Here is a 26808-nt window from a genome sequence, read left to right on the forward strand (position 1 = left end):
ACAAGATCACGCATTGCCGTCTTTGAAATCGAGACCCATTTCTGAGTAGCGCTCAGATTCCTCAAGCCAGTTTGGCCGCACCTTAACCTTAACGAAAAGGTGCACACGTCGGCCTAGGAATTCTTCCAACTCTAGCCGGGCGGCTTGGCTTACCGATTTAATCGTTTCGCCACCTTTGCCGAGCACGATACCCTTATGGCCGTCGCGCGCGACATAGATCAGCTGGTCAATCCGGGCAGAACCGTCGGGGCGTTCTTCCCAGTTTTCAGTCTCAACCGTCAGCTCATATGGCAGTTCTTGGTGCAGACGGAGCGTCAGCTTTTCGCGCGTCATTTCGGCTGCGATCATCCGCATTGGAAGGTCAGCGATTTGGTCTTCGGGGTATAGGTACGGTCCTTCTGGAACCTGCTCGACCAACCAGCTACGCAATGCGTCACAACCGTGACCACGTTCGGCGGAAATCATGAACGTTTCAGCAAAGGGATAGGCGTCGTTCATCTCTTTGGTCAGCGCGAGCAGCACCTCGGATTTCACTTTGTCGATCTTGTTGATCGCCAGCGCGACCTTCGTCTTGCCAGCGCGTTCTTCAAGCGTCTCCAAGATCGCCTTTACACCGTCTGTCATGCCGCGATGCGCTTCGATCAGCAAAACGACGACATCCGCATCAGCGGCGCCACCCCAAGCGGCAGCGACCATCGCACGGTCAAGACGGCGACGCGGTTTGAACAGGCCCGGCGTATCAACAAAAATAAGCTGCGCATTTTCTTCCATCGCGACACCGCGAATACGGGCGCGTGTGGTTTGCACTTTATGGGTCACGATCGACACTTTCGCGCCAACCATACGGTTCAACAGCGTCGACTTACCCGCATTCGGCTCACCGATTAGCGCAACGAATCCCGCTTTTGTTGGGGCATCAGTCATGACTTAACTTTCTTAAGAAGGGCTGTCGCAGCAGCCTGTTCGGCATTGCGCTTAGAACCAGCGGTCGCTTGCTCGGATGGACCGGATTCAAGGCGTACCTCAATGGTAAACACAGGTGCATGGTCAGGTCCAGTACGCGCGACCTCTACATATTGGGGTGGTACCTCGCCACGGGCTTGCGCCCATTCCTGCAACGCGGTTTTCGCATCCCGGGCATCAACGGCGACATTATTGATCCGCTTGCCCCACAGGCGCAGGACAGCTGAACGTGCTGCCTCAAATCCACCGTCTTGGTAGACGGCTGCGATCACAGCCTCCATCGCATCGGCCAGTAGCGCCTCTTTCCGGCGGCCGCCGGATTTCATTTCGGAACGACCCAGCTTTAGCACAGCGCCCAGATCAATTTGTCGGGCGACATCGGCGCAAGCCTCGCGACGAACAAGCGCGTTATAGCGCGGCGCAAGCAGCCCTTCGGGTGCGGATTGGTCGGCCAAAAGCAATGCCTCGGCCATCACCAGCCCCAACACACGGTCGCCCAAGAATTCTAACCGCTGGTTATCATCGCGGTGCGGGCTGACCATCGACGAATGGGTTACAGCGCGTAACAACAGTTCTGGCTTCGCAAACTGATAGCCAAGCCGGTCGGAAAACGCAGAGAGTTCAGCTGAAATCTTCAATCGAGTGCCTTAAAGAAACGATCGCTGCGCCATGTCCAGAAAAACAGCATGGACCGGCCAGCAGATGAAAAGATAACACGATCCGCGCGACCAATCAGGTCTTTGCGTTCGACAAAGCCTACGCCGTTGCCGGCCTGGCTGAACCGGCTATCAGTCGAGTTGTCACGGTTATCACCCAAGAAGAAGAACTCGCCTTCAGGGACAACGAAGACAGGTGTGTTGTCTTGCGGGCGTGGCCCGCTGTTAAGAATGCTGTGGCTCACACCATTCGGTAGTGTTTCGATCTGACGTTCTTTGATGCAGTCGGCACCTTCGCCAACTACGCCATTGATACATGATGGCCGGCGCCGTTCGGGGCCTTGCGGTTCCATCACTTCGATGAATGGGTCAGTATCCTCAACCACAACGGCCACATCATTGATATAAAGCAGCCCGTCTTTCATCTGGATGCGATCACCCGGAACACCAATCAGGCGCTTAATAAAATCGCGGCCGGTAACAGGGTGACGGAACACGACGATATCGCCACGCTCTGGATCTGAACCGAACAGGCGGTCGTCAAAGTCCTCGGCAAATCCACAAACATCGTCAGCACCGATATTCAAGAAGGGCACAGATGGGCAGGACGCATAGGAATAGCCATATGCCATCTTGTTCACGAACAAGAAGTCACCGACCAACAGCGTGTCTTTCATTGACCCTGACGGAATCCAAAACGGCTGAAAGAACACGCTTCGAAAGACGCCCGCAATAATGAGCGCCCAGAAGACGGTTTTGACCGTTTCGATGATAGCACCCATCGGTCCTGTTTTTTCGGCTTGTTCGGCCATTCCAAATCCTTTTTGGTGTTTGAGGCTACATGAGGGGGTGCGTCCGCCCTGTCAAGCGGCGGGGAGCGCCTCTATGACCACAAACGCTTGTGCCCAAGGGTGATCGTCGGTCAAAGTCACGTGAATGACTGCGGTGTGGCCGGGTGGCGTCATCTCATCCAGCCGTTCTTTGGCCCACCCCGTGACCTGCATGGTTGGTTGTCCGCTACGTAGGTTTGTGACAGCCATGTCTTTCCACGAAATACCCATAGCGAGCCCTGTGCCCAACGCCTTTGAGCATGCCTCTTTTGCGGCCCAGCGTTTGGCATAGGTACCAGCAACGTCTTTCCGACGCTCAGCCTTGGCCTGTTCAATTTCGGTGAACACCCGATTACGAAACCGATCACCAAACCGATCCAGCGTACCCGAGATACGTTCGATATTCGCGAGGTCAGTGCCAATCCCCAAGATCATTTGGAACGCCTTGCCTCAATCAGCTTTAGCTGGTTCTTGCAGCCCATACGCAGGAAAAAGAAATTGCAAAGCGCGATCATCGCAACCAAGAAAACGACAATGCCGATGATCAGGCCCGTCGATGGCGGATTGCGCAATATCTGCTCATATCCCGGCAGGTTCGTGACGACCGTCGCGGTAAAAAGAACCAAAAAGCCAGCCGCGATAAGTGTTCCCAAAATCACAAATGTTTTGGTTTCAGCGCGTGTCGGCATCCTGCCGTGCTTCGTCGCGAATTTCTGGCCTTCAATCATCGCGGCCGCGAGGGCCGGTGCGATTGCCACGAACCCAGTCGATAGGTTGATACCAGTCAACTGCCGCAACAAACCAAGCAAGATTGGCAGACCAATCGTTAGGCCAATGACCACACCTGTATAACGCATATAGTTCATATCATACCCCTGCCCGCGCAGCGTCCATACAACGGCGCATTTCTTCAATTGCAGGGCCTAGGCCACGGAAGATCGCTTCGCCGATGATAAAGTGGCCGATATTCAGCTCTTTGACCTGTCGTAGCGCAGCAATTGGGCCAACGCTGTCATATGTCAGGCCATGGCCAACATGGACTTCTAACCCCAGTTCAAACGCGTAGGCCGCCATGTCGGTGATCTTTGACAATTCACTGTCGCGTACATCCCAACGCTCTTCGGCCCAAGCATCAGCATAGGCACCTGCGTGCAGCTCGATGACGGGCGCACCAATGCGCGCGGCGGCTTCGACCTGTTTTTTATCAGCAGCGATGAAAAGCGACACCCGCGATCCAGCATCAACAAAGGGCTTAATGTAATGCGCTAGTTTGTTGTCCTGCTGCGCAACCTCAAGCCCGCCTTCGGTTGTCTTTTCTTCGCGCTTTTCTGGAACAAGACAAACGGCGTGGGGTTTATGACGCAATGCAATTGCCTGCATTTCATCAGTCGCCGCCATTTCAAAATTGAGCGGCACCGAAAGCTGCGCAACCAGCCGATCAATATCGCTATCAATGATATGACGACGGTCTTCGCGCAGATGGGCGGTGATCCCATCAGCACCCGCCTGCTCAGCGATCAAGGCGGCACGCACAGGGTCAGGAACGTCGCCACCGCGCGCGTTACGCACTGTCGCAACATGGTCAATATTCACGCCAAGACGCAGTTTATCATGTGCCATCTGCATTCCCCTTTTCACGCAAGACCCTAAGGTCATCCGCGACCTTCGTCATTCATTGTTTGAGATTTTATTGTTGAGTTGGCTCAGCTTGTTGCGCAAGGCCTTGCGACGGCGGTTTTGATACGCCGTGATAACCGGTACGCAAATGTAATAGGCCAGCGCGCCACAAATAATGCCCGGAATAATGCCTCCGACCAGATAGGGCAAAAACACCTCGTGGTAAAATTCGGCCAGACCGCGCCAATCCGCTGTGGCGCTTGTGAACATCGCCATAAAGTTATGCGAGATGTCGGAAAACGCGCTACCGAACCGACAGCCTAATCCACAAAAATCAGGGTCGCGATGCCCGATGCCAAACAAGGCCGCGTTAAACGGGCGCCCCAACAGCCAATGCCCGGCAGACAGCGCCGTCACCCCGATTGGGATATATGTCAGCGGATTGCCAAAGAAGGTGCCTATCAGCGCCGCAAAGATATTGCCCCGCATCATACGCGCAATAATCGCGGCGCAGACAAAGTGAATTCCGTAGAATGGCGTAAAGGCAGTGAACACCCCTGCCGCAATCCCGCGCGATATTTTCTCGGGTGTATCAGGAAGACGACGAACACGGTGTTTGACGTATTCAAACGCGCGGGCCCACCCGCCGCGAGGATAGAAAAAGTCGAGAACGATCTGCCAGATCGGCCTCCTATCCCTGCGTTTAAACACCAAAACCTTTATTCCTTCCCCTACGGGTCAACTGCGCCTTACATTCGCGAGCGCAGGATCGCGATGCCGTACGATCGACGACACGTTACTATCCGCCTCTAAGGCGGTCATGACACGGTGCAGATGTTCTGCATCGCGTAGATCAACGTCGATCAAAAGCCTAAAATAATCTGGTTTCCGGTCGATGAATCTCAGGTCAGAGATATTGGCGTTCTGCTCGCCTATCAATGTGCAAATTCGTCCCAGTACCCCGGAATCATTTGTAATTGTCACGTCAAATGTCACAGTATTGACCGCCGCGTGCGTGCCTTCATGCCAATGCAGATCAACCCAACGCTCGGGTTGTTCTTCGTAGTCAGCAAGCGCCTCGCAATCGATGGCGTGCACAACCACGCCTTGCCCGCGATAGGTAATACCCAAAATACGCTCACCCGGCACAGGCTGACAGCACGGACCGCGCCGTTGTACTTGATCAGCGGCCAACCCAACGACAGCGCGCTTTTCATCAACTTCGTCGCCATCCCGGGCTTCTAGTTCTGGATAGATTGCGCGAACAACCTCGCGACCAGTGATTTCGGCGCTACCAAGCTGGGCAAGCAATTCCTCGACATCCGCAATAGCAAGCGCCTTCGCCGCTGTACGCAGCGCCTTATCGGTTGCTTTTTTGCCGACGTTTTCAAACGCGACCCGAGCCAATTCACGGCCAAGCCGTACGAAACGACCACGATCTTCTTCGCGCAAACTGCGACGGATCGCTGTTTTCGCACGCCCGGTGACGGCGATTTCGATCCAAGTTGCTTGCGGGGTTTGGCCCTCGGCTGTGATGACCTCAACCGATTGACCATTCTTCAGACGTGTCCAAAGCGGCACGCGAATTCCGTCAACCTTCGCGCCGACACAAGCGGAACCAATCCGCGTGTGGATAGCATAGGCAAAATCAATCGGGGTCGCACCGCGCGGCAATTTGATTACGTCACCTTTGGGCGTAAAGCAAAACACCTGATCGGTGTACATCTCAAGCTTTACCGCCTCGAGAAACTCGTCGTGATCTTGATCTTCATCAAGCCGTTCGGTCAGTGATGCGATCCAATGCACAGGATCAACCGCAAAGCGGTTTTCAACGAGCTCACCGTTCTTATAGGACCAGTGCGCGGCAACGCCGGTTTCGGCAACCTCGTGCATCTCGCGGGTTCTGACCTGAACCTCGACCTGTTTCCCATCACGGCCAGAAACAGTGGTATGGATCGACCGATAGCCGTTGCTTTTGGGTTGGCTAATGTAATCCTTAAACCGGCCCGGCACCGCACGCCAACGCTGATGGATCGCACCTAAGACACGATAGCAATCGGCTTCGGTCGCGACGATAATTCGGAAACCATAGATGTCGGAAAGGCGGCTAAAGCTCTTTTCCTTTTCCTGCATCTTGCGCCAAATTGAATATGGCTTTTTCGCACGTCCAGTCACTTCGGCCTGAATGCTCGCCTTTTCAAGCTCAACCCGCATGTCGGCAGTGATCTTTTGAACCACATCCCCTGCTTCACGCTGCAAGGTAATAAAACGGCGGATGATCGAACTACGTGCTTCGGGGTTCAACACCCGGAACGATAGGTCTTCCAGCTCTTCTCGCATCCACTGCATACCCATGCGACCAGCAAGCGGCGCAAAGATATCCATGGTTTCGCGGGCTTTTTGGGCCTGCTTTTCAGGGCGCATCGATTTAATCGTGCGCATATTGTGAAGACGGTCGGCCAATTTCACCAGCGTCACACGCAGATCGCGCGACGTGGCCATGAACAGCTTGCGAAAGTTTTCGGCTTGCTTGGTCTGTGTCGACGTCAGCTGCAGATTGGTCAGCTTAGTAACACCATCGACAAGATCGGCGATTTCACGACCAAAGCGTTTCTCGACCTCGGCATAGGATGCCTTGGTATCTTCGATCGTGTCGTGCAGTAGCGCGGTGACCAATGTCGCGTCGTCCATCTGCTGTTCCGCAAGGATGCAGGTGACAGCAACAGGATGCGTGAAATACGGCTCGCCGGAATGACGAAACTGCCCCTCGTGCATTTCAGCACCAAAGGCATAGGCATCACGCAACAGGTCTTGATTCGTGTTGGGGTTATACGTGCGGACCAGAGAGATCAGTTCGTCGGCAGTCGTCATCTGGTCCCGCACCTATCTTTGTAGGCCGGCAAAGGCCTATTAGCGTTGGCCTTGCGCTTCCATAAGCGCGCGCAGCAGTTTCTCTTCGGACATATCGTCTTCGACAGGCTTGTCAGCTTCTGCACCCATCAACAGGGACATGCTGTCTTCTTCAGGTTCATCGACTTCGATTTGTGTCTGATTCGCTTCGATCATGCGCTCGCGCAGATCGTCGGCTTGCTGTGTTTCCTCAGCGATTTCACGCAAAGAGACGACAGGGTTTTTGTCGTTGTCGCGGGCTACGGTGATCGGCGCACCAGCAGCAATTTCGCGGGCACGATGGGCCGCAAGCATCACAAGATCAAAACGGTTTGGAACTTTATCGACGCAATCTTCTACGGTGACGCGGGCCATGGGCGTACTCCAGTCAGACAAGGGGACTTAGCAAGAGGCTTATCTATTGCCAAAATTTAGGATTGACAAGGGGCCGTTCCCCGAAGTCCGGCATAAAATTCGCCGCAATCGTCGATGCCGAGTTTCCTAGTCGGACAAGCGCACCACTTCAGCCAAGTCATTGGAAGGTAAGGCATCCCGCATTTCACGAACCGTTTTACCGGAAATAGGATGACGCCAATCGGGGGCCACATCACACAGCGGAACCAACACAAATGCGCGATCTTGCAGGCGCGGGTGTGGAAGAATCAGTTCTGTTGGGGTTTCGACCTGCTGTTCGGACAACCCAAGATCACGCCATCGCGCAAAGGTAGTGTTATCGGGCTGCACCAATTCACCCACACCAATCAAATCCAAATCCAAAGTCCGCTGCCCCCAGCGCTTTGATCGCGTACGAAGCGCCCGCGCTTCTACTTGGTGTAATTCATCCAGCAATTCAGCTGGTGACAGATTCGTATGAATTGCCATCGCAGCATTTACAAAATGGGGGCCTGACCCCTTTGGAAAGGCCGGATTCGTGTATAAACTGCTCGAATTATGCGGTTTCACTGACATATCAGCTAAAAATTTCATAGCTTTTTGTACAGTTTCCCTAGGGTAACCTAAAATTGAATTTTCGTTGCTACCAAAGGCGATAAGCGCCAAACTACAGTTATCCAATATTTTCGCCACTTGTCAGGTTTTACTAAAACATTACAATATTCGCACCCTTGCACAATACACACCACTCACTGAGTGCAGGGCAGCGCGAACAATTTTGAAAGGAAATTTCATGTTTTATCGGGACGAGCGTCTTGCGCTCTTCATCGATGGCTCCAATCTTTACGCAGCCGCTAAATCTCTTGGTTTCGACATCGACTACAAACTACTCCGCCAAGAATTCATGCGTCGTGGCAAAATGCTGCGGGCTTTCTATTACACAGCCCTGCTGGAGAATGACGAGTATTCACCAATTCGCCCTCTGGTAGATTGGCTGCACTACAACGGCTTCACGATGGTGACTAAGCCTGCAAAAGAATACACGGACAGCATGGGCCGCCGCAAGGTCAAAGGTAACATGGACATCGAACTAGCTGTCGATGCTATGGAACTCGCGCCACATGTCGATCACGTTGTGCTTTTCTCTGGCGATGGTGACTTCCGCCCGCTGATCGAAGCACTGCAGCGCAAAGGCGTACGGGTTTCGGTCGTATCCACGATCCGCAGCCAACCGCCAATGATCGCAGATGAACTGCGTCGTCAGGCTGACAACTTTATCGAACTCGACGAATTGCGTGACGTTGTGGGCCGCCCCACACGTGACCCACGCCCAGAGTACGCTGAAGAAGCGGCCGTAGCTGAAGAAAGCTAATGACATTGGCGTCAGGCGGGCAACTGTCTGACGCCATCCTCTGGACGCCACGGCGTCAAAGTCTTACCTCTGTAGCAACCGCCGGAGGATACAGATGAACAAGCCCCCTCTTACCCTATACCTTGCCGCCCCGCGCGGCTTTTGCGCAGGCGTAGACCGCGCAATTAAGATCGTCGAAATGGCGATCGAAAAATGGGGTGCGCCCGTCTATGTGCGGCACGAAATCGTCCACAACAAATTCGTCGTAGATAGCCTGCGTGATTTGGGCGCGGTGTTTGTCGAAGAACTTGACGAATGCCCGGATGACCGCCCCGTAATCTTTTCCGCGCATGGCGTCCCCAAGGCCGTTCCAGCCGCCGCCGAAAAACGCGAAATGATCTATGTCGACGCTACCTGCCCGCTGGTGTCTAAGGTTCATATCGAGGCACAGCGTCATGCCGATAACGGCCTTCAGATGATCATGATTGGCCATGCAGGCCACCCCGAAACCGTTGGAACCATGGGGCAATTGCCCGATGGAGAGGTCCTGTTGGTCGAAACCGTCGAAGACGTCGCAACAGTGCAGGTCCGCAACGCTGAACAGCTGGCATTCGTGACTCAAACCACCCTATCGGTCGACGACACGATCGACATCGTCGCGGCGCTGAACGCCCGCTTCCCCAAGATCGTCGGCCCCCACAAAGAAGACATCTGTTACGCGACCACCAACCGCCAAGAATCCGTCAAAGCGATCGCACCCAAATGCGATGCGATCCTTGTGGTCGGCGCACCGAATTCATCAAACTCCAAACGATTGGTCGAGGTAGGCGCCCGCGCAGGCTGCGCCTATTCTCAACTCGTGCAACGCGCGACCGACATCGACTGGCGCGCGCTTGCTGGCATCAAAACGATGGGGATCACCGCCGGGGCATCAGCCCCCGAAGTCCTGATCAACGAAGTCATCGACGCGTTCCGCGACAAGTACGACGTCACGGTTGAACTGGTGGAAACCGCCAAAGAAAACGTCGAATTCAAAGTCCCGCGCGTGTTGCGCGAACCGGCATAATGCCAGACGCGAAAACAATCGCGATCTATAATGAAAAAGCAGCGGAATATGCGGCGCTGACCAAAACCGCCAAACCCGACGAGTCGCTTCAGGCATTTATCGACCTGATGCCCGAAGGTGGGCGCGTGCTCGATCTAGGTTGCGGCCCAGCGACAGCTTCGGTGCATATGCGCGCTGCCGGACTGTCACCTGATCCTGTCGATGCTTCTCCTCGGATGGTCGAATTTGCCAACCAAAACCACAACATCGGCGCGCGGGTAGCTACATTTGACGACATCAAAGGGACGGACGAATACGATGGGGTCTGGGCCAACTTTAGCCTCCTGCACGCACCAAGACAGAAGCTGCCAGAGCACTTTTCCGCCATCCATCAGGCGTTAAAACCTGCAGGCATTCTTCATCTTGGCATGAAGACAGGTTCCGGCACCGCCCGCGACGCAATAGAACGGCTCTACACCTACGTCAGCATTGATGAACTCAAAAACATGCTAACCAACGCAGGCTTTGCCATTGTTTTCACGCGTGAAGGCGTTGAAAAGGGGCTCGCTGGAACAGCCGACCCATTCGTTATTATGCGTGCCAAGAAAGAGACCAATGCCTGAACTATTCGCCTACACTGACGGAGCCTGCTCCGGTAACCCTGGCCCCGGTGGTTGGGGTGCTCTTTTGATCGCACGCGACGGAGATAAGGTTCTAAAAGAACGCGAATTGAATGGTGGCGAGGCCCACACGACCAACAACAAGATGGAACTGCTTGCTGCGATTACCACGCTTGAAACGCTGGATCGCCCAACCAAACTGACCATCGTGACCGACAGTTCTTATGTCAAAGATGGGATCACTGGCTGGATCCACGGCTGGAAGAAACGTGGTTGGAAAACGGCCAGCAACAAACCCGTCAAAAACGAAGACCTGTGGCGCAGGCTTGATGCCGCCGTACAGACACATGACGTGACGTGGGAATGGGTAAAAGGGCACGCCGGACACCCAGAAAACGAACGCGCTGATGAACTCGCGCGCGCGGGCATGGCCCCGTTCAAGAAATGACACTACTCGCATTCCTCGACTACGCATCGGTGTTTGTGTTTGCACTCACAGGCGCGCTGGTCGCCAGCCGCGCACAACTAGACTTGGTCGGGTTTGTGTTCATCGCCAGCCTGACCGCAGTCGGCGGTGGGACCTTGCGCGATATCATCCTAAATCGAGACGTCGTGTTCTGGGTCGATCACCCCGCCTACATCGGGGTTGCGGCGCTGGCGGCACTACTGGTTTTCCTGACAGCCCACCTACTGGAAAGCAGATATAAAACCATTCTGTGGCTAGACGCATGTGCACTTGCCGTCGCCGTACCCGCTGGCGTCGCAGTCGCGCTCGCAACCAATCAACCACCTAGCATCGTGATCATCATGGGCATCATCACTGGTTGCTTTGGCGGGCTGATGCGCGACGTAGTCTGCAACGAAGTCCCATTGGTGCTAAAACAAGGTGAACTATACGTCACCTGCGCAATGGCCGGCGGCATCGCAGCCTCAATCGCGCTTTACTTCGACATCCCAGAACCAACGGCACTCCTCATCTGCGCAGGAAGCGCCTTCGCCCTCCGCGCCGGAAGCATCCAATTCGGCTGGCACCTCCCCGTCTACAAAGCTTATCCACCAAGGCAAAAGTAGCCTGCGGGCAGCAAATTAGTTGCGGTAGTCAACCAAGAGCCGACCGTGTTAAGCATATGTAATGAATTTGACGCGCACTAGTGGGCACTACGACTTTGAACGAGAATGAGGCAATTTCATGCCGTACAAGACAAAGTACGTATTGTTACTAATCGCCCTAGGTGCGCTTACGATCTTCTCTCCAGCAGGTTCGGAGTGGGCTCCTTTTTACTTTCTTTTCCCGCCGTTTTGGGCACTGCTGTTTGTACCGAGTTTGCTACTGTACGCACTGGGTGCAGCCCCAACCATATTGGCTCCGAAACATCATCAATTTCTGGGCTGGAGCCTATCAGCGATTCTACTTTGCTCAATTGCATTTGGCCCTAATTTGGCCGGACGCTGGATGGTTGATCGCGCGCTAAATAAACTTATAGATTCCCAAGTATCTACTGTACTGGAACAATCTCCATCCCATGTTGCACTGATCGGGATGGACCCCTACCTAAATTGTGCGCAAATTTGCCGTCTGTTGTTAACTGAACGCGATGTATCACTCGTAACCGTTAAGCGCTCTGCACACGACGACGCACGAAGCCAAACATATATGCTGGCTCAGGGTAGCGTTTGCCTAGACCCACGCGCAGCCAATTGCATTACACACGAAGAAACCTTGGTGCCGATAGACCTTACAGTCACATTAGAAAAGCGAAACCCGGACTCGAGCACTGATCCTGGGATGCGCCCCGGTTATCTTGTGGATATCGATGCCCTAACGATCGCCCGTTCGTCCGGAATTGTTGTCGCAACTAGCTACGGTGCCTCTGCGCGGACTGCTACGCGCCCCGGTATCACCCTCAAGAATATTACCAGCAAACCAGGTTTCAATCCGGTGCCACATTTTCTTACGGAAATGAACCGGCTTCGCGAATTGGATATCGCCGAAACACTCATCGCGACTGGTTTGTTTAGCGTAGGCGATAAGGATAAACTAAACATCAACACTGGAGCCTATGAAATCGCTGGCCCTGGCAGCAGTTCCTTGCGCAGACTGCCCCCAGACGCGGTGGCAGATCAGGACATTGCGGCGCTGCTAGCATCCAATGTCGAACAATTCGACCATCCGGCCCATAATCGGATAAGAGAGTGGATCACACTTTCAGAAAACAGGACCAATTGGCAGAATCATGACATCGCGCTGGTAGTCGCATTGATACAGGACGCCCGAGTACCTAACAGTATAATCTGGAAGTTTGGCAAACCAATGGCCAATTATACACCCTTGCGCGATGCGTTAATGACACCGATTCTAGCCGGTCTCTCCGACCCGGAGCGCAACCAGAGCTTTTCCAGTCTACTTCACAGTGCGGCACGGGCGGGTATGCAACCTGCCAATCTGGCTATGTATGCAGATGAGTTCAGCGAAATCTATCTCGCCGCAACATCGCATGATGTGCTTGATCCGCTCATTCCTATCTTTGGTCTGAACGCAGCGCCTGAATTGTCCGAACCAGAAGCCGCGAGTCAACCCGGGACGGCCGGGCCGCCAACCGAATTGATGGGGCGCAAATTAACGCGATCCGATTGCGTCCCTGATCTAGGGTATTGTCGCCATATTTACCTTGCGCCCGGCGCTGACATGCCCAGCAATTCCCCTGTTACGGTGACGATCACTCCGACAGAGTAGCCTCGCTGATGCCATCTTGCCGAAACAACATGCTGCTCATTGTCACTTACCGACCCTCAGAACAATCTTTCCAATATGCGCACTGCTTTCCATCCGCGCGTGGGCGAGCGCTGCGTCCTCCATAGCAAATTCTTGATCCATGACAGGGGTAACTTTGCCCGCTTCGATCAACGGCCACACCTTGGATCGTAGCTCGTCCGCAATGCGCGCTTTGGCTAAATCCGACTGTGGGCGCAGGGTTGATCCGGTCACCGTCAAACGCCGCATCATAAGTTGCATCAGGTTCAATTCAACCTTTGGCCCTTGCAGAAACGCGATCTGGACCAGCCGTCCGTCATCAGCCAAAGACTTCAGGTTTCTCTGAATATACGGGCCGCCAACCATATCAAGGATCAGATCAGCCCCACCAACAGCTTGCATTTTTTCAACAAAATCGATGTCTCGATAGTTGAACGCAGCTTCGGCACCTAGCTCGATGCACGCCCCGCATTTTTCGTCGTTGCCAGCGGTGGTAAACACGCGTGCGCCAAAAGCTTTGGCCAGTTGGATGGCCGTCGTCCCGATCCCGGAACTGCCGCCATGCACCAAGAACCGTTCGCCCGCCTGCAAGCCACCACGCATGAACACGTTAGACCAAACAGTGAAAAACGTTTCCGGCAAACAAGCCGCTTGCGCCATACTAAGGCCTGCGGGGACAGGCAAACAATGTGCAGCAGGTGTCGTGACATATTCAGCGTAGCCCCCGCCCGGCAACAGCGCACAAACCTGATCACCGGCAGCAACCGATGTAACACCTGCGCCCACGGCGACAACTTCACCAGATGCTTCTAGCCCCGGAAGATCGCTCGCATTCTTAGGTGGATTATACAGCCCCGCCCGTTGCAATGCATCCGGTCGGTTCACCCCGGCAAACGCGACCTTAATCAATACATCATCATGGGCGGGCTCTGGCATTGGTCGGTCAGCTAACTTCAACACATCCGGCCCACCCGGCTGGGAAATCTCAACGGCCTTCATCATTGCGGATCCTTCCAAACACCCGGCAAGTCATCGGGGACTGATCCCGCAGGGGCCCGTACGCCGGATAGAATTTTACCCAACGGTCCCGTGAACGGCTTTAGCAATGGGTTTGCATTCACCTGCGCCTTCACCTTCTCGAATTTCATGACATCATCAATACGGCGGTCGATAAATGCATCAGTCGCCTGACCGTCCAAACTGTCGTCACCCAGCCAATACAATACAACAGACGCATACACAGCAGAAAGGGTCATGCGCTTGCTGTACCAATTCGCATCACGTGACGTATCACCAAGCGCATTCCAAATCGCGTCGGCAGTGCCCCAGATCAACTTTGCCCCATCCGCAGCCATATGTGGCATCGCAAACAGGGTGGTTCCACGGCGGACGACTTCTTTGTCATCGACCGCCGACAAGCGCAGGCGGATCGCGGTTACAACTTTGTCACGGAAACGTAGTTCCGATAGGTCAGTCGTCTTTAACGCCGCGACCATCGCCGCATCACCCTGTTGATGAAACGCTATCGCCAAATCAACAGCCCCGCGCGGACAGGCTGCGGCGGCAAAGGCTTCGGGAATTTCTGTTTCCTGCACGGCCATTTTAAAGGCCGCAGGTGACCAACCGTCAAAAGCGACATGAGGTAAGATCGCATCCAGTAACTTGGCTTTATCAGGATCAATAGCAGTCCGTTTCATCAGGTCTCTCCTTGCCGCGGTAGGGTACTAGACAAACTAGCCCACCTTTGCTATCTGCCCACTTCCTGCAATTTTTGCAAATCCAACTTAGAGAGGTGGTGAAAACCACATGCAGGTTAGTGTTCGTGATAACAACGTCGATCAGGCGTTGCGTGCTCTGAAAAAGAAACTTCAGCGTGAAGGCGTTTTTCGTGAAATGAAGCTTAAGCAACATTTCGAAAAACCGTCAGTTCGTAAGGCGCGTGAAAAAGCAGAAGCTATCCGCCGTCAGCGCAAGCTGGCTCGGAAGAAGCTCCAGCGCGAAGGTTTGCTCTAAGCAACCCAACGTGACAAATTTGAACCCCGTTTGAGAAATCAAACGGGGTTTCTTTTGTCAGATGCAACTTTTGGTTTCAATGCCAACTGATCTATGGAACTAATCACGGCAATTGAATTTCCTAACGAAAAGAGGCTCATGATGGCATTTGTTCGTAATCTATTGGTATTGACCTGTGGTGTGGCTGTATCTGCCTGCGATGCCGTAGAGGGCATTGGCGAAGGCAACACACCTGATACTGTGATCGTCACGCTGTCAGATACAGGTGAGATTCCAGACCAGGGCTTTGCGGATGATACTGGAACTGGATCAGATCTGACTGTAGTTGACGGCGCACTGACAGGTTATGCCTACGAATATGGCCTAATCGAAGGCACAACTACATTTAAGGGCGTTGCAGGAATTACACCAGATTCAAACCCTGGCGCGGAAATCACAACAGGCACGGTTACTTACGACGGCTCTTACTCACTTGCGCATGTGGAAATTGATGAAGTTAATAACGTCAACGGGGACATCTCGCTTACTGCAGACTTTGGTAATAGCAGCGTAACAGGCGCAGACGGCTCACTGATTGTTGCCGGGAACTTCAATGGTACTACTCTATCTGGGACGGTCATATATGACGGTATTTCAGCAGACCTTTCTGGTGTTGTCGGAACAGAGGCACTAATTGGTGCATTTGCTGGGAACACAAGTGACGAACTTGTTGTTGGCGGCATTGTTGCAACCGCTGAATAGCTAAATATCTACCTCACGATAATTCTAAGCCCGCCTAAAAGATCAGGTGGGCTTTTTGCATTGTCATACTCGGCAATTCTCAAATTACTCACTTTTTGGCGTTTTTGATTGCTTATTTGATTGAATTAATAAATCATGAACAACGTCAGGTTGCTTAATGCAGCTAAACATCAATAAATACGACCCACTTGCCTGACTGAAAATCTATTCGGAATAGAATCCAAAGATGGCAATTATTACCCTCACGTTCCCTCCTGGTACCGTCGCTGAGATCAGCGGCGGTGGCCAGAAGACCGTAGATTCTGTCAATACATCAGAAATTGTTCTTAACATTGATGACGTAAATAACGACGGCCTCATTTCAAACGCAGAATGGGATGCATTTATCGGTGCCGGTGGTGGCAACGATACTGGGGCAGAGTTCTATTTATTCTCCAAAGGAGCTGGCAACAGCGGCACGCTCTATGCAACGGATGGCACCCCATTCACCGTCGGCCAAAACGTCACGACGATCGCAAATGGCCTTAGCAACACTTTTGACGCTGACGTAAGCGCGATAGTCCCCCCGCCAATTTGCTTCACCGCTGGTACCCGCGTGCTGACAAGTGAAGGCAATCGCCTAATTGAATCCCTTCGCGTTTGCGATCAGGTTGTGACACGCGAACATGGGCCGAAAAAAATCCAATGGATTGGGCGCCGAAAAATTTCGCGAGCACAACTCAATTCAAATCCTAAACTACGCCCCATCAGAATCAAAAAAGGTGCCTTGGGTCGTGGCCTTCCCGAACGTGACCTGATCGTGTCACGTCAACATCGCATGCTGGTGTCCTCACCGATTGCCAAGCGTATGTTTGGCTCTCCTGAGGCGTTGATACCAGCGACAAAGCTGACATTGCTTCCCGGCATCGAGGTCCTAGAGAATATGAATGGTGTCGAGTACTTTCACATTCTCTTTGATCAACACGAAATCATATTCGCCGAAAATGCCCCCAGCGAAAGCCTATTCACCGGACCTGAGGCACTAAAGTCCATCCCACGGGAAAGCGTTGAAGAGATCTTAGAAATCTTTCCCGAGATTGCGACCACCGGATATCAACCAATTCCCGCTAGCTTCATGCCAAATGGCAAGCGGCAGAAGAAATTGGTCGAACGACATGCCAAGAACAAAAAACCCTTGCTGGCTTAAGAGTCCGCGCATCTACCTAAGACATCAGGACTGGCACTTCGTAGCCCTTGATGACACGCCGAACTGTTTCCATCCCAAAGTCTAACGACTCGTCCAACTGCGGAAACAAGGCAAAAATCTCTGATTTCGTTTCATCGTCAAACGCCGACACGGTACGTGCCGCTGGATGAAAGCTTTCTGTTTCTGCGCCTTCTGACACAATGATTTGATGGCTATCGAACAGAATATGGAAATATTCGACCTCATCATTCATGTCGCTTAGGTCGGACACAAAACGGATGCCGTCAACAAAACCAATCAGTGCCTTCACAGGAACGAGCCCCTCATGCTCACCAAAGAACATCTCAAGCTGTGGCCCGCGCAGAAGCACCCTATGGCTTGGTGAAAGCAGCAAATCGCGCGTCGGTGTACCTTGGCCAAGCGCACCAGCAGGCACTAATACCGGCCGCCATTCAGGACGAAGGCGGGTATCTGCTGCCGATACTACACGCGAGCTGATCCAACGAATTGGGCATGGGCCGTCGTCCAATGTGTTGACCAGATCACCAACCTTTAGGTCTTCAACGCGGACTTCGCCGTCTGGCGTCATTATGCGCGTGCCGCGTACAAAACAAATCAGCACAAAATTGTCGAGGATCAGTTGCGACGTGGAAGTTGGCTCCGTCGGACCAAAGCCAAATTGCCCTCGGATAATGAGATCAGGGTTATCGTAGGGCGAAGTAAACGTGATCGACACATAGTTTGTTTGGCCATTATCAACGGTCGCAGAACCGATGTCGGTAAAGCCACTTGCGCCATTCACATCCTGCAACTGGATGTTCAATCCATAACCACCATAGGCGTCCATCACAGCAGTCATATCAAATGTCAGCGTGTAGGTTTGCCCTGAAACGAGCGCTACGTTCTGAATAAGCTTATCTTCATTCTGAACGTCGTTGGGACCGCCGTAAACGACCGAACCTTCAACAACGGTGGGCGCCGTTGCACCACCTTGCTCTACTGTCCAGCCTGCCAATCCGTCCGAAAAGTCACCGTTTGCGATTATTGGCATCTTATACAACCTTACCCATGGCAACATCAGCTATGAGCTGAGCAATGATTAAGTGAATATTGTGACATAAGAGAATGCCGTATTCTACCTCTCCGAACGGATAGCAATTAACCCAACAGTCGTATGCTGAGAACTGACACCCATCGCAGCAGCGAGGTTCGCAAAACAAAGTAGCCGCCGAAAAACTTCAGCGGCTACGGTAAGAGTTACGCTTCCATCCGGTTAGACGGTGACCGGCGCGTTAATGCTGTTCAGGCACCAAGATCTCGCGCTTACCAACGTGGTTAGCCGAACTGACCACACCTTCGTCTTCCATCTGCTCAACCAGACGTGCAGCCTTGTTGTAACCAATCGCCAGTTTGCGCTGGATATACGAGGTCGAACATTTGCGGTCTTTGATCACAATCGCGACTGCCGTGTCATACAGCGCGTTTTCACTATCGGACCCATCGCCAAGGCCAAGCACCAGATCAATGCTGCTTTCGGCTTCCTCTGACGGGCCTTCGACAACACCAGACATGTATTCTGGCGGACCAAAGCCCTTAAGGTGGTTCACGATTTCTTCGACTTCTTCATCGCTGACAAACGGACCATGGACGCGGGTAATCTTGGAGCCGCCCGCCATATAAAGCATGTCACCCATGCCCAACAGCTGCTCAGCACCCATTTCACCAAGGATCGTGCGGCTATCGATTTTCGACGTCACTTGGAATGAAATCCGAGTTGGGAAGTTCGCCTTGATCGTACCGGTGATAACGTCAACCGACGGACGCTGTGTTGCCATGATCAGGTGAATACCCGACGCACGCGCCATCTGCGCAAGGCGCTGAATGCAGGCCTCGATCTCTTTACCAGCAACCATCATCAGGTCAGCCATCTCATCGACGATCACGACGATGTAAGGCAGCACCTCTGGCGCAAACTCTTCGGTCTCGAACACCGGATCGCCCGTTTCATCGTCAAACCCGGTTTGGACAGTGCGGCTGAACATCTCGTTCTTGGACAGCGCGTCTTTGACGCGGCCGTTGTAGCCATCAATGTTCCGCACGCCCATTTTGGACATCTTGCGGTAACGCTCTTCCATCTCGCCCACGACCCACTTCAGCGCAACAACTGCCTTTTTCGGGTCAGTCACAACCGGGGACAACAGGTGCGGAATGCCGTCATATACGGACAGTTCCAGCATCTTGGGGTCGATCATGATCATGCGGCATTCTTCGGGCGTCAGCTTGTAAAGCAGCGACAGGATCATCGTGTTGATCGCCACCGATTTACCTGAACCTGTGGTACCCGCGATCAATAGGTGAGGCATCTTTGCAAGGTTCGCAACGATAGGCTCGCCGCCAATGTCTTTGCCCAGCGCAAGCGGTAGCTTTTGGTTACCATCACCAAAATCACGGTGCGAAAGGATTTCGCGCAGCACAACCTTTTCACGGTTCTCGTTAGGCAATTCGATACCGATCACGGTACGACCCGGCACGGTTGATACACGTGCAGCAAGTGCAGACATCGAACGCGCGATATCGTCAGACAGGCCGATAACACGGCTCGCTTTCAAACCCGGTGCAGGCTCAAGCTCGTACATGGTAACAACGGGGCCGGGGCGCACGGATGTGATTTCGCCTTTAACACCATAGTCATCCAGCACGCTTTCCAACATGCGCGCATTCTGTTCCAGCGCATCATCGCTCAGGTGATGGCGCTGAACATCAATTGGGTTCATCAATAGATTAAGTGGCGGGTGCTCGTAATCTGCGTATTTGTCGTCAAACGCCAATGCAGGTTGGGCTTCTGCCTTTGCTTGGCGCGATGGCTGTGGCGCACGCTTTGGCGGATGCTGAACGACGGCACGTGGTTCAGGCGTCGGTGCAGCAACCGGTGCCGCAGCAACCCGCGCCGTAGCAGCTGGTGCTACGGGAACATGCGCCGGTGGAATCGGCATATGTGGCGCTGCAACATAAGGTGCCGCGTCCATGTTTGGCTGCGTTGTGTCCTCATCATCCAGCTCTGGCATCGGCTCAAGCTCGGCGATTGGCGCGCGTTCTTGCACAGGCGCTGGTGCAGGTGCGGGCATGGGTTCCTGAACAGCAGGCTGCGCGGCAACGACAGGCTCTTCGCGATTACCAAAGACAAGCGGTTTAGGACCGCGACCAGCCGTCAGTGACGGCTCAATACGTACACCAGTCGGCGAAGGGGGGATCTCACGCGCCTTAATCGCATTGGCGATACGTGTGCTAACCCGCTCAGAGTCATTGGCGAGCGGCGCGATTGGCTCAATCGGCGCAGGCGTCACCAACTCTGGCTCTGGCATTGGGTCATTGCGCTTCAACAGGCCAGATAGAAAGCTCCCGCCAGTTGCAGGTGCTGGTTCTGGCATTGCGACAGGCTGCGCCTCAACACGCGGTGCTTCGATGTTGCGCGACGCGGTTAAGGGCGGCGCAGGTGGCATCTTTGGTGCACCACCAGTCACCGGTGGTTCAGACACAGGCATGGCAGGGCGTGCACGAACAACTGCGGCAGCACGGGCCTTAAAATCGGGTACGCTTGGAGCTGGATCGGCAAACGTGTCCTCTAACACATCTTCATCCATGAAATCAGTTGTTGCCCTGCGCTCCGCTGCGGTGGCGCGATATGTTTGCAGGTTGGCGTTCATGCCCTGTGCAGCCTTTGCAGACAATGCAGCGCCCTTGCCAACAAGCTTAAGCAGTGTCGCATACAGCATCACTGTCCCAAGCAGCAGGAACCGCCCAGCAATACGCAACTCAGGCCGAGTAAACCCAAGCGCAAAAGCCATCAAAGCAACCAGAGCAACGCCTGTCAGTAACGACAGCAGCTTAACGCCAAAAACTGCGCCAAACGGAACGATGGTCAGGATAACACCCAAGACAGTATCACCAAAAAGACCACCCATGCCAAAATTGGCGGGCCATTCAGTGCCCGGGGTCAGCGTCGCCGCATAGACAGCACCAACAACTATCGCGACAGGGGCAAAAATGATGCGGCCCATCGCACGGTCTTGACCGTGGTGCAGCACAAAACGCGCACCCCAAGCGATTAGCAGCACAGGCACAACCCAAATTCCAAGACCAACAACCATCATTATCGGCGCAGCAATAGACGCACCAAAATGGCCCAGCCAGTTTTGGACAGGGGCATCAGTCGCAGAAATCCAGCTGGGGTCGTCAGGCGAATAGCTACCGACGATCATGGCAATGATCAGGCCAACAAAGCCAAGCCCAAGACCCAGCAATTCTTTGCTGCGCTTTTCAAGCGCTGCTTGCGTTGCACTATCCAAAAGAGGGTCCCGCTGCCGTGTTTGATATGATGCCATCTTTACCGTCCTCAACCATACAAACAGTCACGGATCAAAGTCAGTCCGCGCTGCATTTCTTGTGTTGGGGCCACCATTGCGACCCGAATGTAACCTGCGCCGGGGTTCTCACCCGCGACATCGCGACTTAGGTACGCGCCGGGCAGAACCCGAACACCTGTTTCCTGCCATAGCTTCATTGCTGCAGCTTCGCCGTTTTCAACAGGCAGCCATAGAAAGAAACCCGCCTGTGGCGATTGATATCCCGGCACCTGCCCGAATATCTGATCCGCGATTTCGTATTTCTGATGATAAAGCGCGCGATTTTCTTCGACATGCGCTTCGTCATCCCAGACCTTGGCTGCAACTGCCTGCAGCGGCTCTGGCAAAGGTGCGCCCGCAAAGGCGCGTAGCTGCCGAATACGCGCGATGGATTTTGTACCACCAGCACAGAACCCAGACCGCAAACCCGGCAGGTTCGACCGTTTCGACAGCGAATGAAAAATCACCACCCGATCAGGATCTGCACCCATCTCGGTCGCGATTTGCAATGCACCAACTGGCGGCGTGTCGCGATAAATCTCAGAATAGCATTCATCAGCAAAAATGACGAAGCCATGCTTTTCGGCCAGCGTGATCAACGCGCGCCAATATTCCGCATCAGCCACCGCACCCTGTGGGTTGGCCGGCGAACAGATATACGCAATCGTCGTGCGCGCCAGAACGTCATCCGACAGCGCATGGAAATCGGGCAAGTGACCGCTGCTTTCGGTCGCCGGAACATAAATCGGTTCAGCCCCGACCGACAGCGCGGCAACAGCATACACCTGATAAAACGGGTTCGGCGTCAAAATGACAGGCTGGCCGTTCTTTTCTTCAGGGCTCAACGCCATCGCAGCGTTATACAGCCCTTCGCGCGTACCGTTCAGCGTCAGGATTTGGTCATGTGCAAGGTCCAGCCCGTAACGGCGGTTCAAAAACCCGGCGATCGCATCAAGCAAATCATCAGTGCCGTTATTGTTCGGATACTTTGCAAAGCCCTGCAAATTGGCCGCAAGGATATCGCCCACGAACGCAGGAAACGCATGGCGCGGTTCGCCAATCGTCATATTGATCACGTCCGAGGCCGTTGTCGGTACGTCAAGTAACGCACGCAAACGGGGCCACGTCGCAACCGGGAGGTTCGAAAACCGCTCGGGGAACACCATAACTGCCTCAATTCACGGGATCATTTCGCCCCGTTTTTTACCAAAGTAGCGTGATGCCACCCTGTCTGTCCAGAACTAGCGGCGAATCGTTGTGATTTTGTGGCTTTTACGCCAGCGCTTGTTCAGCGGCGGCACACAGGCGCAACAGCGCGGCCTCGCCGCCATTTTGCCCATTAAACATGATCCCGCAGGATGGAACGCCAGTGGGCAAAGTCACAGACGTCAAATCAAGCAGGTTCGCCACACGTGTATTACGCAGCGCCAACAGGTTCTCGGCCTTATAATATTCATCGTCCGACAACAGCCGATCAGCATGCGGCGGCAATATCGGCGCCGTCGGCATAATCACCGCATCAAACTGCGCGACCTCGGCTGCGTATTGCTTACGGATATCACGCAGCAGGTTCCAACCGGCAACGTAATCAGGACCGCTCACATCCTTGCCACCACGGACGCGCTCCAAAATCTGCGGGAACATCTTTTCTGGGTTCGCCTCAACCAGATCACGCCACCAGCCATAGCTATCTGCGGCGTATAGATTTCCCGCCACATTGAACGCATCAAAAAGCTGCGAGAAATAGCGGTGCTCAACAATCGCGCCAGCGTTCTGCAACCGTTCAACCGCACTTTGGAACGCCGCCCGCGGCGCATCACGCACGTCATCGGGAACGATGGTATCCAACACCATCAACCGAACACCCTTTAAATCTGTGTGCCCCAAATCAACGGCTTTCTCACCTTCCAACGCAGCATACAAAAGCGCGGCATCCTCGACCGACCGGCACAACGGGCCTACCGTATCAAAGGTCAGGCAAAGCGGTACAACGCCATCCAGCGACAACCGCCCATGCGTGGTTTTCAAACCAACCAGATCGTTCCAAGCAGACGGGATACGCACTGATCCGCCTGTATCAGACCCTATTCCAGCCGCCGCCAACCCAAACGCAACCGAAGTCGCAGCGCCCGAAGACGACCCACCAGCAACCGCTTCATGGTCGTTCACACAAGGCGGCGTTGCCGTGATCGGGTTAAGCCCAAGCCCCGAAAACGCGATCTCGGACATGTGGGTTTTACCAAGGCAAACCAACCCGGCGGCAGTGGCATTTTGCAAAACCAACGCATCCTGCGTCGGCACACGGCCCTCCATCAACGCAGTCCCCGCCTCGGTCGCGACACCAGCGGTATCAAACAGGTCTTTCCAAGACACAGGCACACCATCCAACGGCCCACGACGAAACCCAGATTTCGCGCGCTCAGACGCAGCAGCCGCCTCGGCCCGCGCACGATTATGCGTCACCCGCGCAAAAATACGATCTCGGAACTCATGCGCATCAATGGCATCCAGATACACATCCGTCAGAGCAACCGGATCAATCTCCCCCGCCCCAATCGCACGACCCAAATCAGCCGCCGTCATCCATCGCCAGTCTTGCATGTGAATTCTCCTGTCTTACTGCGACCCTAGCGGGGAGGAAAACGGAGAACAATCGAGGAAACACGACGCCTAGCACATTGCGACCCTGAGGCTAACACGGTGTTTGCATCATGGGACGAAGTAACCATCTAACGAAATATTATTTCTGCGGTTTTCCTTATAATTCTCCGGCCCATTCACTAGCACAGAGGAGCGCTTCCGAAATTTCCTTTATCGCTTCATTGGGACCTGACACATCCCAAATATGTTCCCAGCCACCAGTCGAATACCTTTCCACTACGACATGATCGCGCCATTTATTCAGCCAGTTTTGCACCCAAATGTAATTGTGCGACGGATGGTCATCAAAGTCGCCTACAAAGATTGTAGCTTTCTGAATATCAGGCAAATTTTTTCCAGTCTGGTAAATGCGAGCGATGGAATTGGAGCTAATCCTAAGAAGATCAGCCTGTCAATTTGGGTTCCAAGCAGACATTCCGTGATGTTTGCATCCATGGCCACTGATGCACTGACATTCTTGAACAATCGAAAATCCCTTCCAGCCCCACCGCACGCCCGCTTAACCACGCCTCCGCCGCCAAACATGCCCGACGCTTTGCCGACGTAAATCCGACGCATCGCCGACCGCTCATTTCCTAACAAAATAACGCGTTAACCCACGATTCGCGCTAAACTGCAAAAACCACCGTACGGTGGTCACCGCAGCGGCCAAGGATCGCATGGACAATCTGGCGTGCAGGGTCATATTACGCCCTATGGATACGGATATCATCATCGTAGGTGGCGGGCTGAACGGCCCGGCCTTGGCACTGGCCGCTGCACAGGCAGGCTTTGCTGTGACAATCATCGACAGCTTGGCCATTGATCGGCGCAAACGCCCTGATTTTGATGGGCGCAGCTATGCTTTGGCGCTGTCGTCGAAACGCCTATTGCAGGGCATCGGTGTATGGGATGCCGTCGACGATGACGCCCAGCCGATGTTGGAAATCAAGGTCACCGATGGCCGCGCTGGCGAAGGGCCGAGCCCGTGGATGCTGCATTTCGATCACGCCGAAATCGAAGAAGGCCCGATGGGTTTCATGGTCGAAGATCGCCACCTGCGCCGCGCGTTTCTGGACGCGATGGCAGAGGAACCTTTGATCACCCAACTCTCCAAAGAAACCGTTATTTCACAGGCAATCCAGAACGCCCAAGCCAGCGTAACGCTCGCCTCTGGCAAGGTGGTAACTGGACAAATTCTGGTAGGATCTGATGGCCGCCGCAGCGGCACCGCCGAACGCGCCGGGATCAAACGGACTGGCTGGGGATACGGCCAAACCGCCGTAGTCTGCGCCGTCGCCCACGACAAACCGCACGGCGGTATCGCGCACCAGTTCTTCATGCCCGGTGGCCCGCTTGCCATCCTGCCGCTTACCGAAAATCGCAGTTCAATCGTGTGGAGCGAAACCGACGCCCGCGCCACCGAACTTGCCGCGATGAATGACGAAGATTTCCTTGATGCGCTACGCCCCGCCTTCGGCAGTTTCCTTGGCCAAATCAGCCTGACCGGCGCACGTTTCACCTATCCGCTAGGCCTCACGCTCGCCAACAGCCTGATCGGTGATCGCCTCGCGCTGGTAGGGGATGCCGCCCACGGGATGCACCCTATTGCGGGGCAAGGATTGAACGCTGGACTACGCGACGTGGCTGCTTTGGCCGAGGTCCTATCAGACGCACGCGCACGCGGCGAAGACATCGGCGGCCCGCAAGTTTTGGAACGCTACCAACAATGGCGGCGGTTTGACACGGCGACGCTCGCGCTTGCCACTGACACGTTCAATCGACTGTTTTCCAACGATAACCCACTGCTACGCGCCGCGCGTGATATCGGCATGGGCGCAGTCAACGCCATCCCAGGTCTACGTCGCGGGTTCATCCGCGAAGCAGCCGGGCTAACCGGTGATTTGCCAAGGTTAATGCAGGGGTAGCCATCAATGACCATTACCAAAGAGGACGAACTAGACGGCCTAAAGGAAATTGGCCGCATCGTTTCCAACACAATGCACACGATGGCCAACGCAATCGAATCCGGCATGACCACCGCTGAGCTAGACGACATCGGCCGAAAGCTGCTGGAGCGGGAAGGCGCGGTATCTGCCCCGCAATCCGCCTATGACTTTCCCGGCGCAACATGCATTAGCGTGAACGAAGAAATCGCCCACGGCATTCCGGGCGACCGCGTTATTGCGTCCGGCGATCTGGTCAATATCGATGTATCCGCGTCAAAGAATGGGCTGTTCGCTGATACCGGCGCAACATTCCGCGTTGGCAAGGTCCGCCCCTCGTTGGATCAGCTGTGCCGCGACGGCAAACGCGCAATGCAGATTGGGATCAAAGAGGTGCGCAGCAACCGGCCGCTTGCGAATATCGGTAACGCGATCGGACGCTTTGCAGCAGATCAAAACTATACGCTGATCCGTAACCTCGCCAGTCACGGCGTTGGTAGATCGCTTCATGAATATCCGACAGAAATCGCAACATGGCCGACCCGCAGTGACAGGCGACGGATCAGCAAGGGGCTGGTTTTAACCGTCGAACCATTCTTGTCCAAGGGCGGCATGTGGGCGACTGACGGTGATGACGGATGGACACTTTACAGCGAACCTCAGGCACCCGTTGTTCAATATGAGCATACTGTTGTCGCGACGGACAAGGGCGCGATTGTTGTGACCATGCCCAGTTAAGCACGGACTAGACTGAACGGAGGTC

Annotated in this window: 28 protein-coding genes; 11 read left to right on the top strand and 17 right to left on the bottom strand. The window is 54.2% G+C overall.

Annotation, left to right across the window (positions count from 1 at the left end; translation table 11 throughout):
* Positions 1 to 6: 6 nt before the first annotated feature.
* The 10 genes from era to folK form a co-directional block, all read right to left on the bottom strand.
* Positions 7 to 924 carry a GTPase Era gene (gene era / locus ACHUEV_RS07815; RefSeq protein ID WP_394178633.1) on the bottom strand — a complete coding sequence of 306 codons (918 nt, stop codon included), beginning with the start codon at positions 922 to 924 and terminating at the stop codon, positions 7 to 9.
* Positions 921 to 1601, bottom strand: coding sequence for a ribonuclease III (rnc, locus tag ACHUEV_RS07820; RefSeq protein ID WP_394178635.1), 681 nt, complete (start codon positions 1599 to 1601; stop codon positions 921 to 923). The genes era and rnc overlap by 4 nt, the downstream gene beginning before the upstream one ends.
* The gene (lepB, locus tag ACHUEV_RS07825) at positions 1598 to 2431 is read right to left on the bottom strand and encodes a signal peptidase I (protein ID WP_394178637.1); all 834 of its coding nucleotides are present in this window, start codon (positions 2429 to 2431) and stop codon (positions 1598 to 1600) included. The genes rnc and lepB overlap by 4 nt, the downstream gene beginning before the upstream one ends.
* A 51-nt stretch (positions 2432 to 2482) precedes the next feature.
* Positions 2483 to 2884, bottom strand: coding sequence for a holo-ACP synthase (gene acpS, locus ACHUEV_RS07830; protein ID WP_394178639.1), 402 nt, complete (start codon positions 2882 to 2884; stop codon positions 2483 to 2485).
* Complete coding sequence (locus ACHUEV_RS07835; RefSeq protein ID WP_394178641.1) at positions 2881 to 3315, bottom strand: ABZJ_00895 family protein; 435 nt, start codon at positions 3313 to 3315, stop codon at positions 2881 to 2883. The genes acpS and ACHUEV_RS07835 overlap by 4 nt, the downstream gene beginning before the upstream one ends.
* Position 3316: 1 nt before the next feature.
* The gene (locus ACHUEV_RS07840; RefSeq protein WP_394178643.1) at positions 3317 to 4069 is read right to left on the bottom strand and encodes a pyridoxine 5'-phosphate synthase; all 753 of its coding nucleotides are present in this window, start codon (positions 4067 to 4069) and stop codon (positions 3317 to 3319) included.
* Between the two features lie 48 nt (positions 4070 to 4117).
* Positions 4118 to 4780: a DUF2062 domain-containing protein gene (locus ACHUEV_RS07845; RefSeq protein ID WP_394178645.1), complete on the bottom strand. Its 663-nt coding sequence runs from the start codon at positions 4778 to 4780 to the stop codon at positions 4118 to 4120.
* 24 nt (positions 4781 to 4804) lie between these two features.
* Positions 4805 to 6937, bottom strand: coding sequence for a RelA/SpoT family protein (locus ACHUEV_RS07850; RefSeq protein ID WP_394178647.1), 2133 nt, complete (start codon positions 6935 to 6937; stop codon positions 4805 to 4807).
* Between the two features lie 39 nt (positions 6938 to 6976).
* A complete protein-coding gene (rpoZ, locus tag ACHUEV_RS07855; protein ID WP_090201487.1) occupies positions 6977 to 7330 on the bottom strand; it encodes a DNA-directed RNA polymerase subunit omega in 354 nt (117 codons plus the stop codon).
* 126 nt (positions 7331 to 7456) lie between these two features.
* Positions 7457 to 8041 carry a 2-amino-4-hydroxy-6-hydroxymethyldihydropteridine diphosphokinase gene (gene folK / locus ACHUEV_RS07860; protein WP_394178649.1) on the bottom strand — a complete coding sequence of 195 codons (585 nt, stop codon included), beginning with the start codon at positions 8039 to 8041 and terminating at the stop codon, positions 7457 to 7459.
* Positions 8042 to 8141: 100 nt separating this feature from the next.
* Between folK and ACHUEV_RS07865 the strand changes: the two genes are divergently transcribed.
* From ACHUEV_RS07865 to ACHUEV_RS07890, 6 genes are all read left to right on the top strand, one after another.
* Positions 8142 to 8720: a LabA-like NYN domain-containing protein gene (locus tag ACHUEV_RS07865; protein WP_394178651.1), complete on the top strand. Its 579-nt coding sequence runs from the start codon at positions 8142 to 8144 to the stop codon at positions 8718 to 8720.
* A gap of 94 nt (positions 8721 to 8814) precedes the next feature.
* Positions 8815 to 9765 (top strand): 4-hydroxy-3-methylbut-2-enyl diphosphate reductase, encoded by a 951-nt coding sequence (gene ispH / locus ACHUEV_RS07870; RefSeq protein WP_394178653.1) that lies wholly within the window; start codon positions 8815 to 8817, stop codon positions 9763 to 9765.
* Positions 9765 to 10367 carry a class I SAM-dependent DNA methyltransferase gene (locus ACHUEV_RS07875; protein WP_394178655.1) on the top strand — a complete coding sequence of 201 codons (603 nt, stop codon included), beginning with the start codon at positions 9765 to 9767 and terminating at the stop codon, positions 10365 to 10367. The genes ispH and ACHUEV_RS07875 overlap by 1 nt, the downstream gene beginning before the upstream one ends.
* A complete protein-coding gene (gene rnhA / locus ACHUEV_RS07880) occupies positions 10360 to 10812 on the top strand; it encodes a ribonuclease HI (protein ID WP_106358610.1) in 453 nt (150 codons plus the stop codon). The genes ACHUEV_RS07875 and rnhA overlap by 8 nt, the downstream gene beginning before the upstream one ends.
* The gene (locus ACHUEV_RS07885) at positions 10809 to 11435 is read left to right on the top strand and encodes a trimeric intracellular cation channel family protein (RefSeq protein WP_106358609.1); all 627 of its coding nucleotides are present in this window, start codon (positions 10809 to 10811) and stop codon (positions 11433 to 11435) included. The genes rnhA and ACHUEV_RS07885 overlap by 4 nt, the downstream gene beginning before the upstream one ends.
* 118 nt (positions 11436 to 11553) lie before the next feature.
* Complete coding sequence (locus tag ACHUEV_RS07890; protein WP_394178657.1) at positions 11554 to 13098, top strand: hypothetical protein; 1545 nt, start codon at positions 11554 to 11556, stop codon at positions 13096 to 13098.
* 42 nt (positions 13099 to 13140) lie between these two features.
* Here the strand turns inward: ACHUEV_RS07890 and ACHUEV_RS07895 are convergent, their stop codons facing one another.
* A complete protein-coding gene (locus ACHUEV_RS07895; protein ID WP_394178659.1) occupies positions 13141 to 14118 on the bottom strand; it encodes an NAD(P)H-quinone oxidoreductase in 978 nt (325 codons plus the stop codon).
* Entirely contained in the window at positions 14115 to 14813 is a 699-nt protein-coding gene (locus tag ACHUEV_RS07900; protein ID WP_394178661.1) for a COQ9 family protein, read from the bottom strand. Before ACHUEV_RS07900 ends, ACHUEV_RS07895 begins: the two co-directional genes overlap by 4 nt.
* 109 nt (positions 14814 to 14922) lie before the next feature.
* Between ACHUEV_RS07900 and rpsU the strand changes: the two genes are divergently transcribed.
* From rpsU to ACHUEV_RS07915, 3 genes are all read left to right on the top strand, one after another.
* Entirely contained in the window at positions 14923 to 15129 is a 207-nt protein-coding gene (rpsU, locus tag ACHUEV_RS07905) for a 30S ribosomal protein S21 (RefSeq protein WP_008231221.1), read from the top strand.
* A 141-nt stretch (positions 15130 to 15270) separates the two neighbouring features.
* Complete coding sequence (locus ACHUEV_RS07910; protein ID WP_394178663.1) at positions 15271 to 15870, top strand: hypothetical protein; 600 nt, start codon at positions 15271 to 15273, stop codon at positions 15868 to 15870.
* 226 nt (positions 15871 to 16096) lie between these two features.
* The gene (locus ACHUEV_RS07915) at positions 16097 to 17056 is read left to right on the top strand and encodes a Hint domain-containing protein (RefSeq protein ID WP_394178665.1); all 960 of its coding nucleotides are present in this window, start codon (positions 16097 to 16099) and stop codon (positions 17054 to 17056) included.
* A 16-nt stretch (positions 17057 to 17072) separates the two neighbouring features.
* Here the strand turns inward: ACHUEV_RS07915 and ACHUEV_RS07920 are convergent, their stop codons facing one another.
* The 5 genes from ACHUEV_RS07920 to ACHUEV_RS07940 all read right to left on the bottom strand — a co-directional run bounded on the left by ACHUEV_RS07920 (position 17073) and on the right by ACHUEV_RS07940 (position 24448).
* Positions 17073 to 18107: a Hint domain-containing protein gene (locus ACHUEV_RS07920; protein ID WP_394178667.1), complete on the bottom strand. Its 1035-nt coding sequence runs from the start codon at positions 18105 to 18107 to the stop codon at positions 17073 to 17075.
* Between the two features lie 241 nt (positions 18108 to 18348).
* Positions 18349 to 21438 carry a DNA translocase FtsK gene (locus ACHUEV_RS07925; protein WP_394178669.1) on the bottom strand — a complete coding sequence of 1030 codons (3090 nt, stop codon included), beginning with the start codon at positions 21436 to 21438 and terminating at the stop codon, positions 18349 to 18351.
* 11 nt (positions 21439 to 21449) lie between these two features.
* The gene (locus tag ACHUEV_RS07930; protein WP_394178671.1) at positions 21450 to 22625 is read right to left on the bottom strand and encodes an aminotransferase class I/II-fold pyridoxal phosphate-dependent enzyme; all 1176 of its coding nucleotides are present in this window, start codon (positions 22623 to 22625) and stop codon (positions 21450 to 21452) included.
* A gap of 106 nt (positions 22626 to 22731) precedes the next feature.
* Positions 22732 to 24060 carry an amidase gene (locus tag ACHUEV_RS07935; protein WP_394178673.1) on the bottom strand — a complete coding sequence of 443 codons (1329 nt, stop codon included), beginning with the start codon at positions 24058 to 24060 and terminating at the stop codon, positions 22732 to 22734.
* 157 nt (positions 24061 to 24217) lie between these two features.
* Entirely contained in the window at positions 24218 to 24448 is a 231-nt protein-coding gene (locus ACHUEV_RS07940; protein ID WP_394178675.1) for a hypothetical protein, read from the bottom strand.
* Positions 24449 to 24779: 331 nt separating this feature from the next.
* On the opposite strand from ACHUEV_RS07940, the gene ACHUEV_RS07945 reads away from it, so the two are divergent.
* Positions 24780 to 26027, top strand: a complete 1248-nt coding sequence (locus ACHUEV_RS07945) for a UbiH/UbiF/VisC/COQ6 family ubiquinone biosynthesis hydroxylase (protein ID WP_394178677.1) — start codon at positions 24780 to 24782, stop codon at positions 26025 to 26027.
* Between the two features lie 6 nt (positions 26028 to 26033).
* A complete protein-coding gene (map, locus tag ACHUEV_RS07950; protein ID WP_394178679.1) occupies positions 26034 to 26783 on the top strand; it encodes a type I methionyl aminopeptidase in 750 nt (249 codons plus the stop codon).
* The last annotated feature ends 25 nt before the right edge of the window (positions 26784 to 26808 follow it).

This window comes from Yoonia maritima, assembly GCF_043641945.1.
GTDB lineage: Bacteria > Pseudomonadota > Alphaproteobacteria > Rhodobacterales > Rhodobacteraceae > Yoonia > Yoonia maritima_B.

Bases quoted from the DNA above. Each gene is read 5' to 3' on its own strand.
- era (WP_394178633.1), bottom strand. From the start codon at position 924: ATGACTGATGCCCCAACAAAAGCGGGATTCGTTGCGCTAATCGGTGAG.
- lepB (WP_394178637.1), bottom strand. From the start codon at position 2,431: ATGGCCGAACAAGCCGAAAAAACAGGACCGATGGGTGCTATCATCGAA.
- acpS (WP_394178639.1), bottom strand. From the start codon at position 2,884: ATGATCTTGGGGATTGGCACTGACCTCGCGAATATCGAACGTATCTCG.
- ACHUEV_RS07835 (WP_394178641.1), bottom strand. From the start codon at position 3,315: ATGAACTATATGCGTTATACAGGTGTGGTCATTGGCCTAACGATTGGT.
- ACHUEV_RS07840 (WP_394178643.1), bottom strand. From the start codon at position 4,069: ATGGCACATGATAAACTGCGTCTTGGCGTGAATATTGACCATGTTGCG.
- ACHUEV_RS07850 (WP_394178647.1), bottom strand. From the start codon at position 6,937: ATGACGACTGCCGACGAACTGATCTCTCTGGTCCGCACGTATAACCCC.
- rpoZ (WP_090201487.1), bottom strand. From the start codon at position 7,330: ATGGCCCGCGTCACCGTAGAAGATTGCGTCGATAAAGTTCCAAACCGT.
- ACHUEV_RS07865 (WP_394178651.1), top strand. From the start codon at position 8,142: ATGTTTTATCGGGACGAGCGTCTTGCGCTCTTCATCGATGGCTCCAAT.
- ispH (WP_394178653.1), top strand. From the start codon at position 8,815: ATGAACAAGCCCCCTCTTACCCTATACCTTGCCGCCCCGCGCGGCTTT.
- ACHUEV_RS07875 (WP_394178655.1), top strand. From the start codon at position 9,765: ATGCCAGACGCGAAAACAATCGCGATCTATAATGAAAAAGCAGCGGAA.
- rnhA (WP_106358610.1), top strand. From the start codon at position 10,360: ATGCCTGAACTATTCGCCTACACTGACGGAGCCTGCTCCGGTAACCCT.
- ACHUEV_RS07885 (WP_106358609.1), top strand. From the start codon at position 10,809: ATGACACTACTCGCATTCCTCGACTACGCATCGGTGTTTGTGTTTGCA.
- ACHUEV_RS07890 (WP_394178657.1), top strand. From the start codon at position 11,554: ATGCCGTACAAGACAAAGTACGTATTGTTACTAATCGCCCTAGGTGCG.
- ACHUEV_RS07895 (WP_394178659.1), bottom strand. From the start codon at position 14,118: ATGATGAAGGCCGTTGAGATTTCCCAGCCGGGTGGGCCGGATGTGTTG.
- ACHUEV_RS07900 (WP_394178661.1), bottom strand. From the start codon at position 14,813: ATGAAACGGACTGCTATTGATCCTGATAAAGCCAAGTTACTGGATGCG.
- rpsU (WP_008231221.1), top strand. From the start codon at position 14,923: ATGCAGGTTAGTGTTCGTGATAACAACGTCGATCAGGCGTTGCGTGCT.
- ACHUEV_RS07910 (WP_394178663.1), top strand. From the start codon at position 15,271: ATGGCATTTGTTCGTAATCTATTGGTATTGACCTGTGGTGTGGCTGTA.
- ACHUEV_RS07915 (WP_394178665.1), top strand. From the start codon at position 16,097: ATGGCAATTATTACCCTCACGTTCCCTCCTGGTACCGTCGCTGAGATC.
- ACHUEV_RS07920 (WP_394178667.1), bottom strand. From the start codon at position 18,107: ATGCCAATAATCGCAAACGGTGACTTTTCGGACGGATTGGCAGGCTGG.
- ACHUEV_RS07925 (WP_394178669.1), bottom strand. From the start codon at position 21,438: ATGGCATCATATCAAACACGGCAGCGGGACCCTCTTTTGGATAGTGCA.
- ACHUEV_RS07930 (WP_394178671.1), bottom strand. From the start codon at position 22,625: ATGGTGTTCCCCGAGCGGTTTTCGAACCTCCCGGTTGCGACGTGGCCC.
- ACHUEV_RS07935 (WP_394178673.1), bottom strand. From the start codon at position 24,060: ATGCAAGACTGGCGATGGATGACGGCGGCTGATTTGGGTCGTGCGATT.
- ACHUEV_RS07945 (WP_394178677.1), top strand. From the start codon at position 24,780: ATGGACAATCTGGCGTGCAGGGTCATATTACGCCCTATGGATACGGAT.
- map (WP_394178679.1), top strand. From the start codon at position 26,034: ATGACCATTACCAAAGAGGACGAACTAGACGGCCTAAAGGAAATTGGC.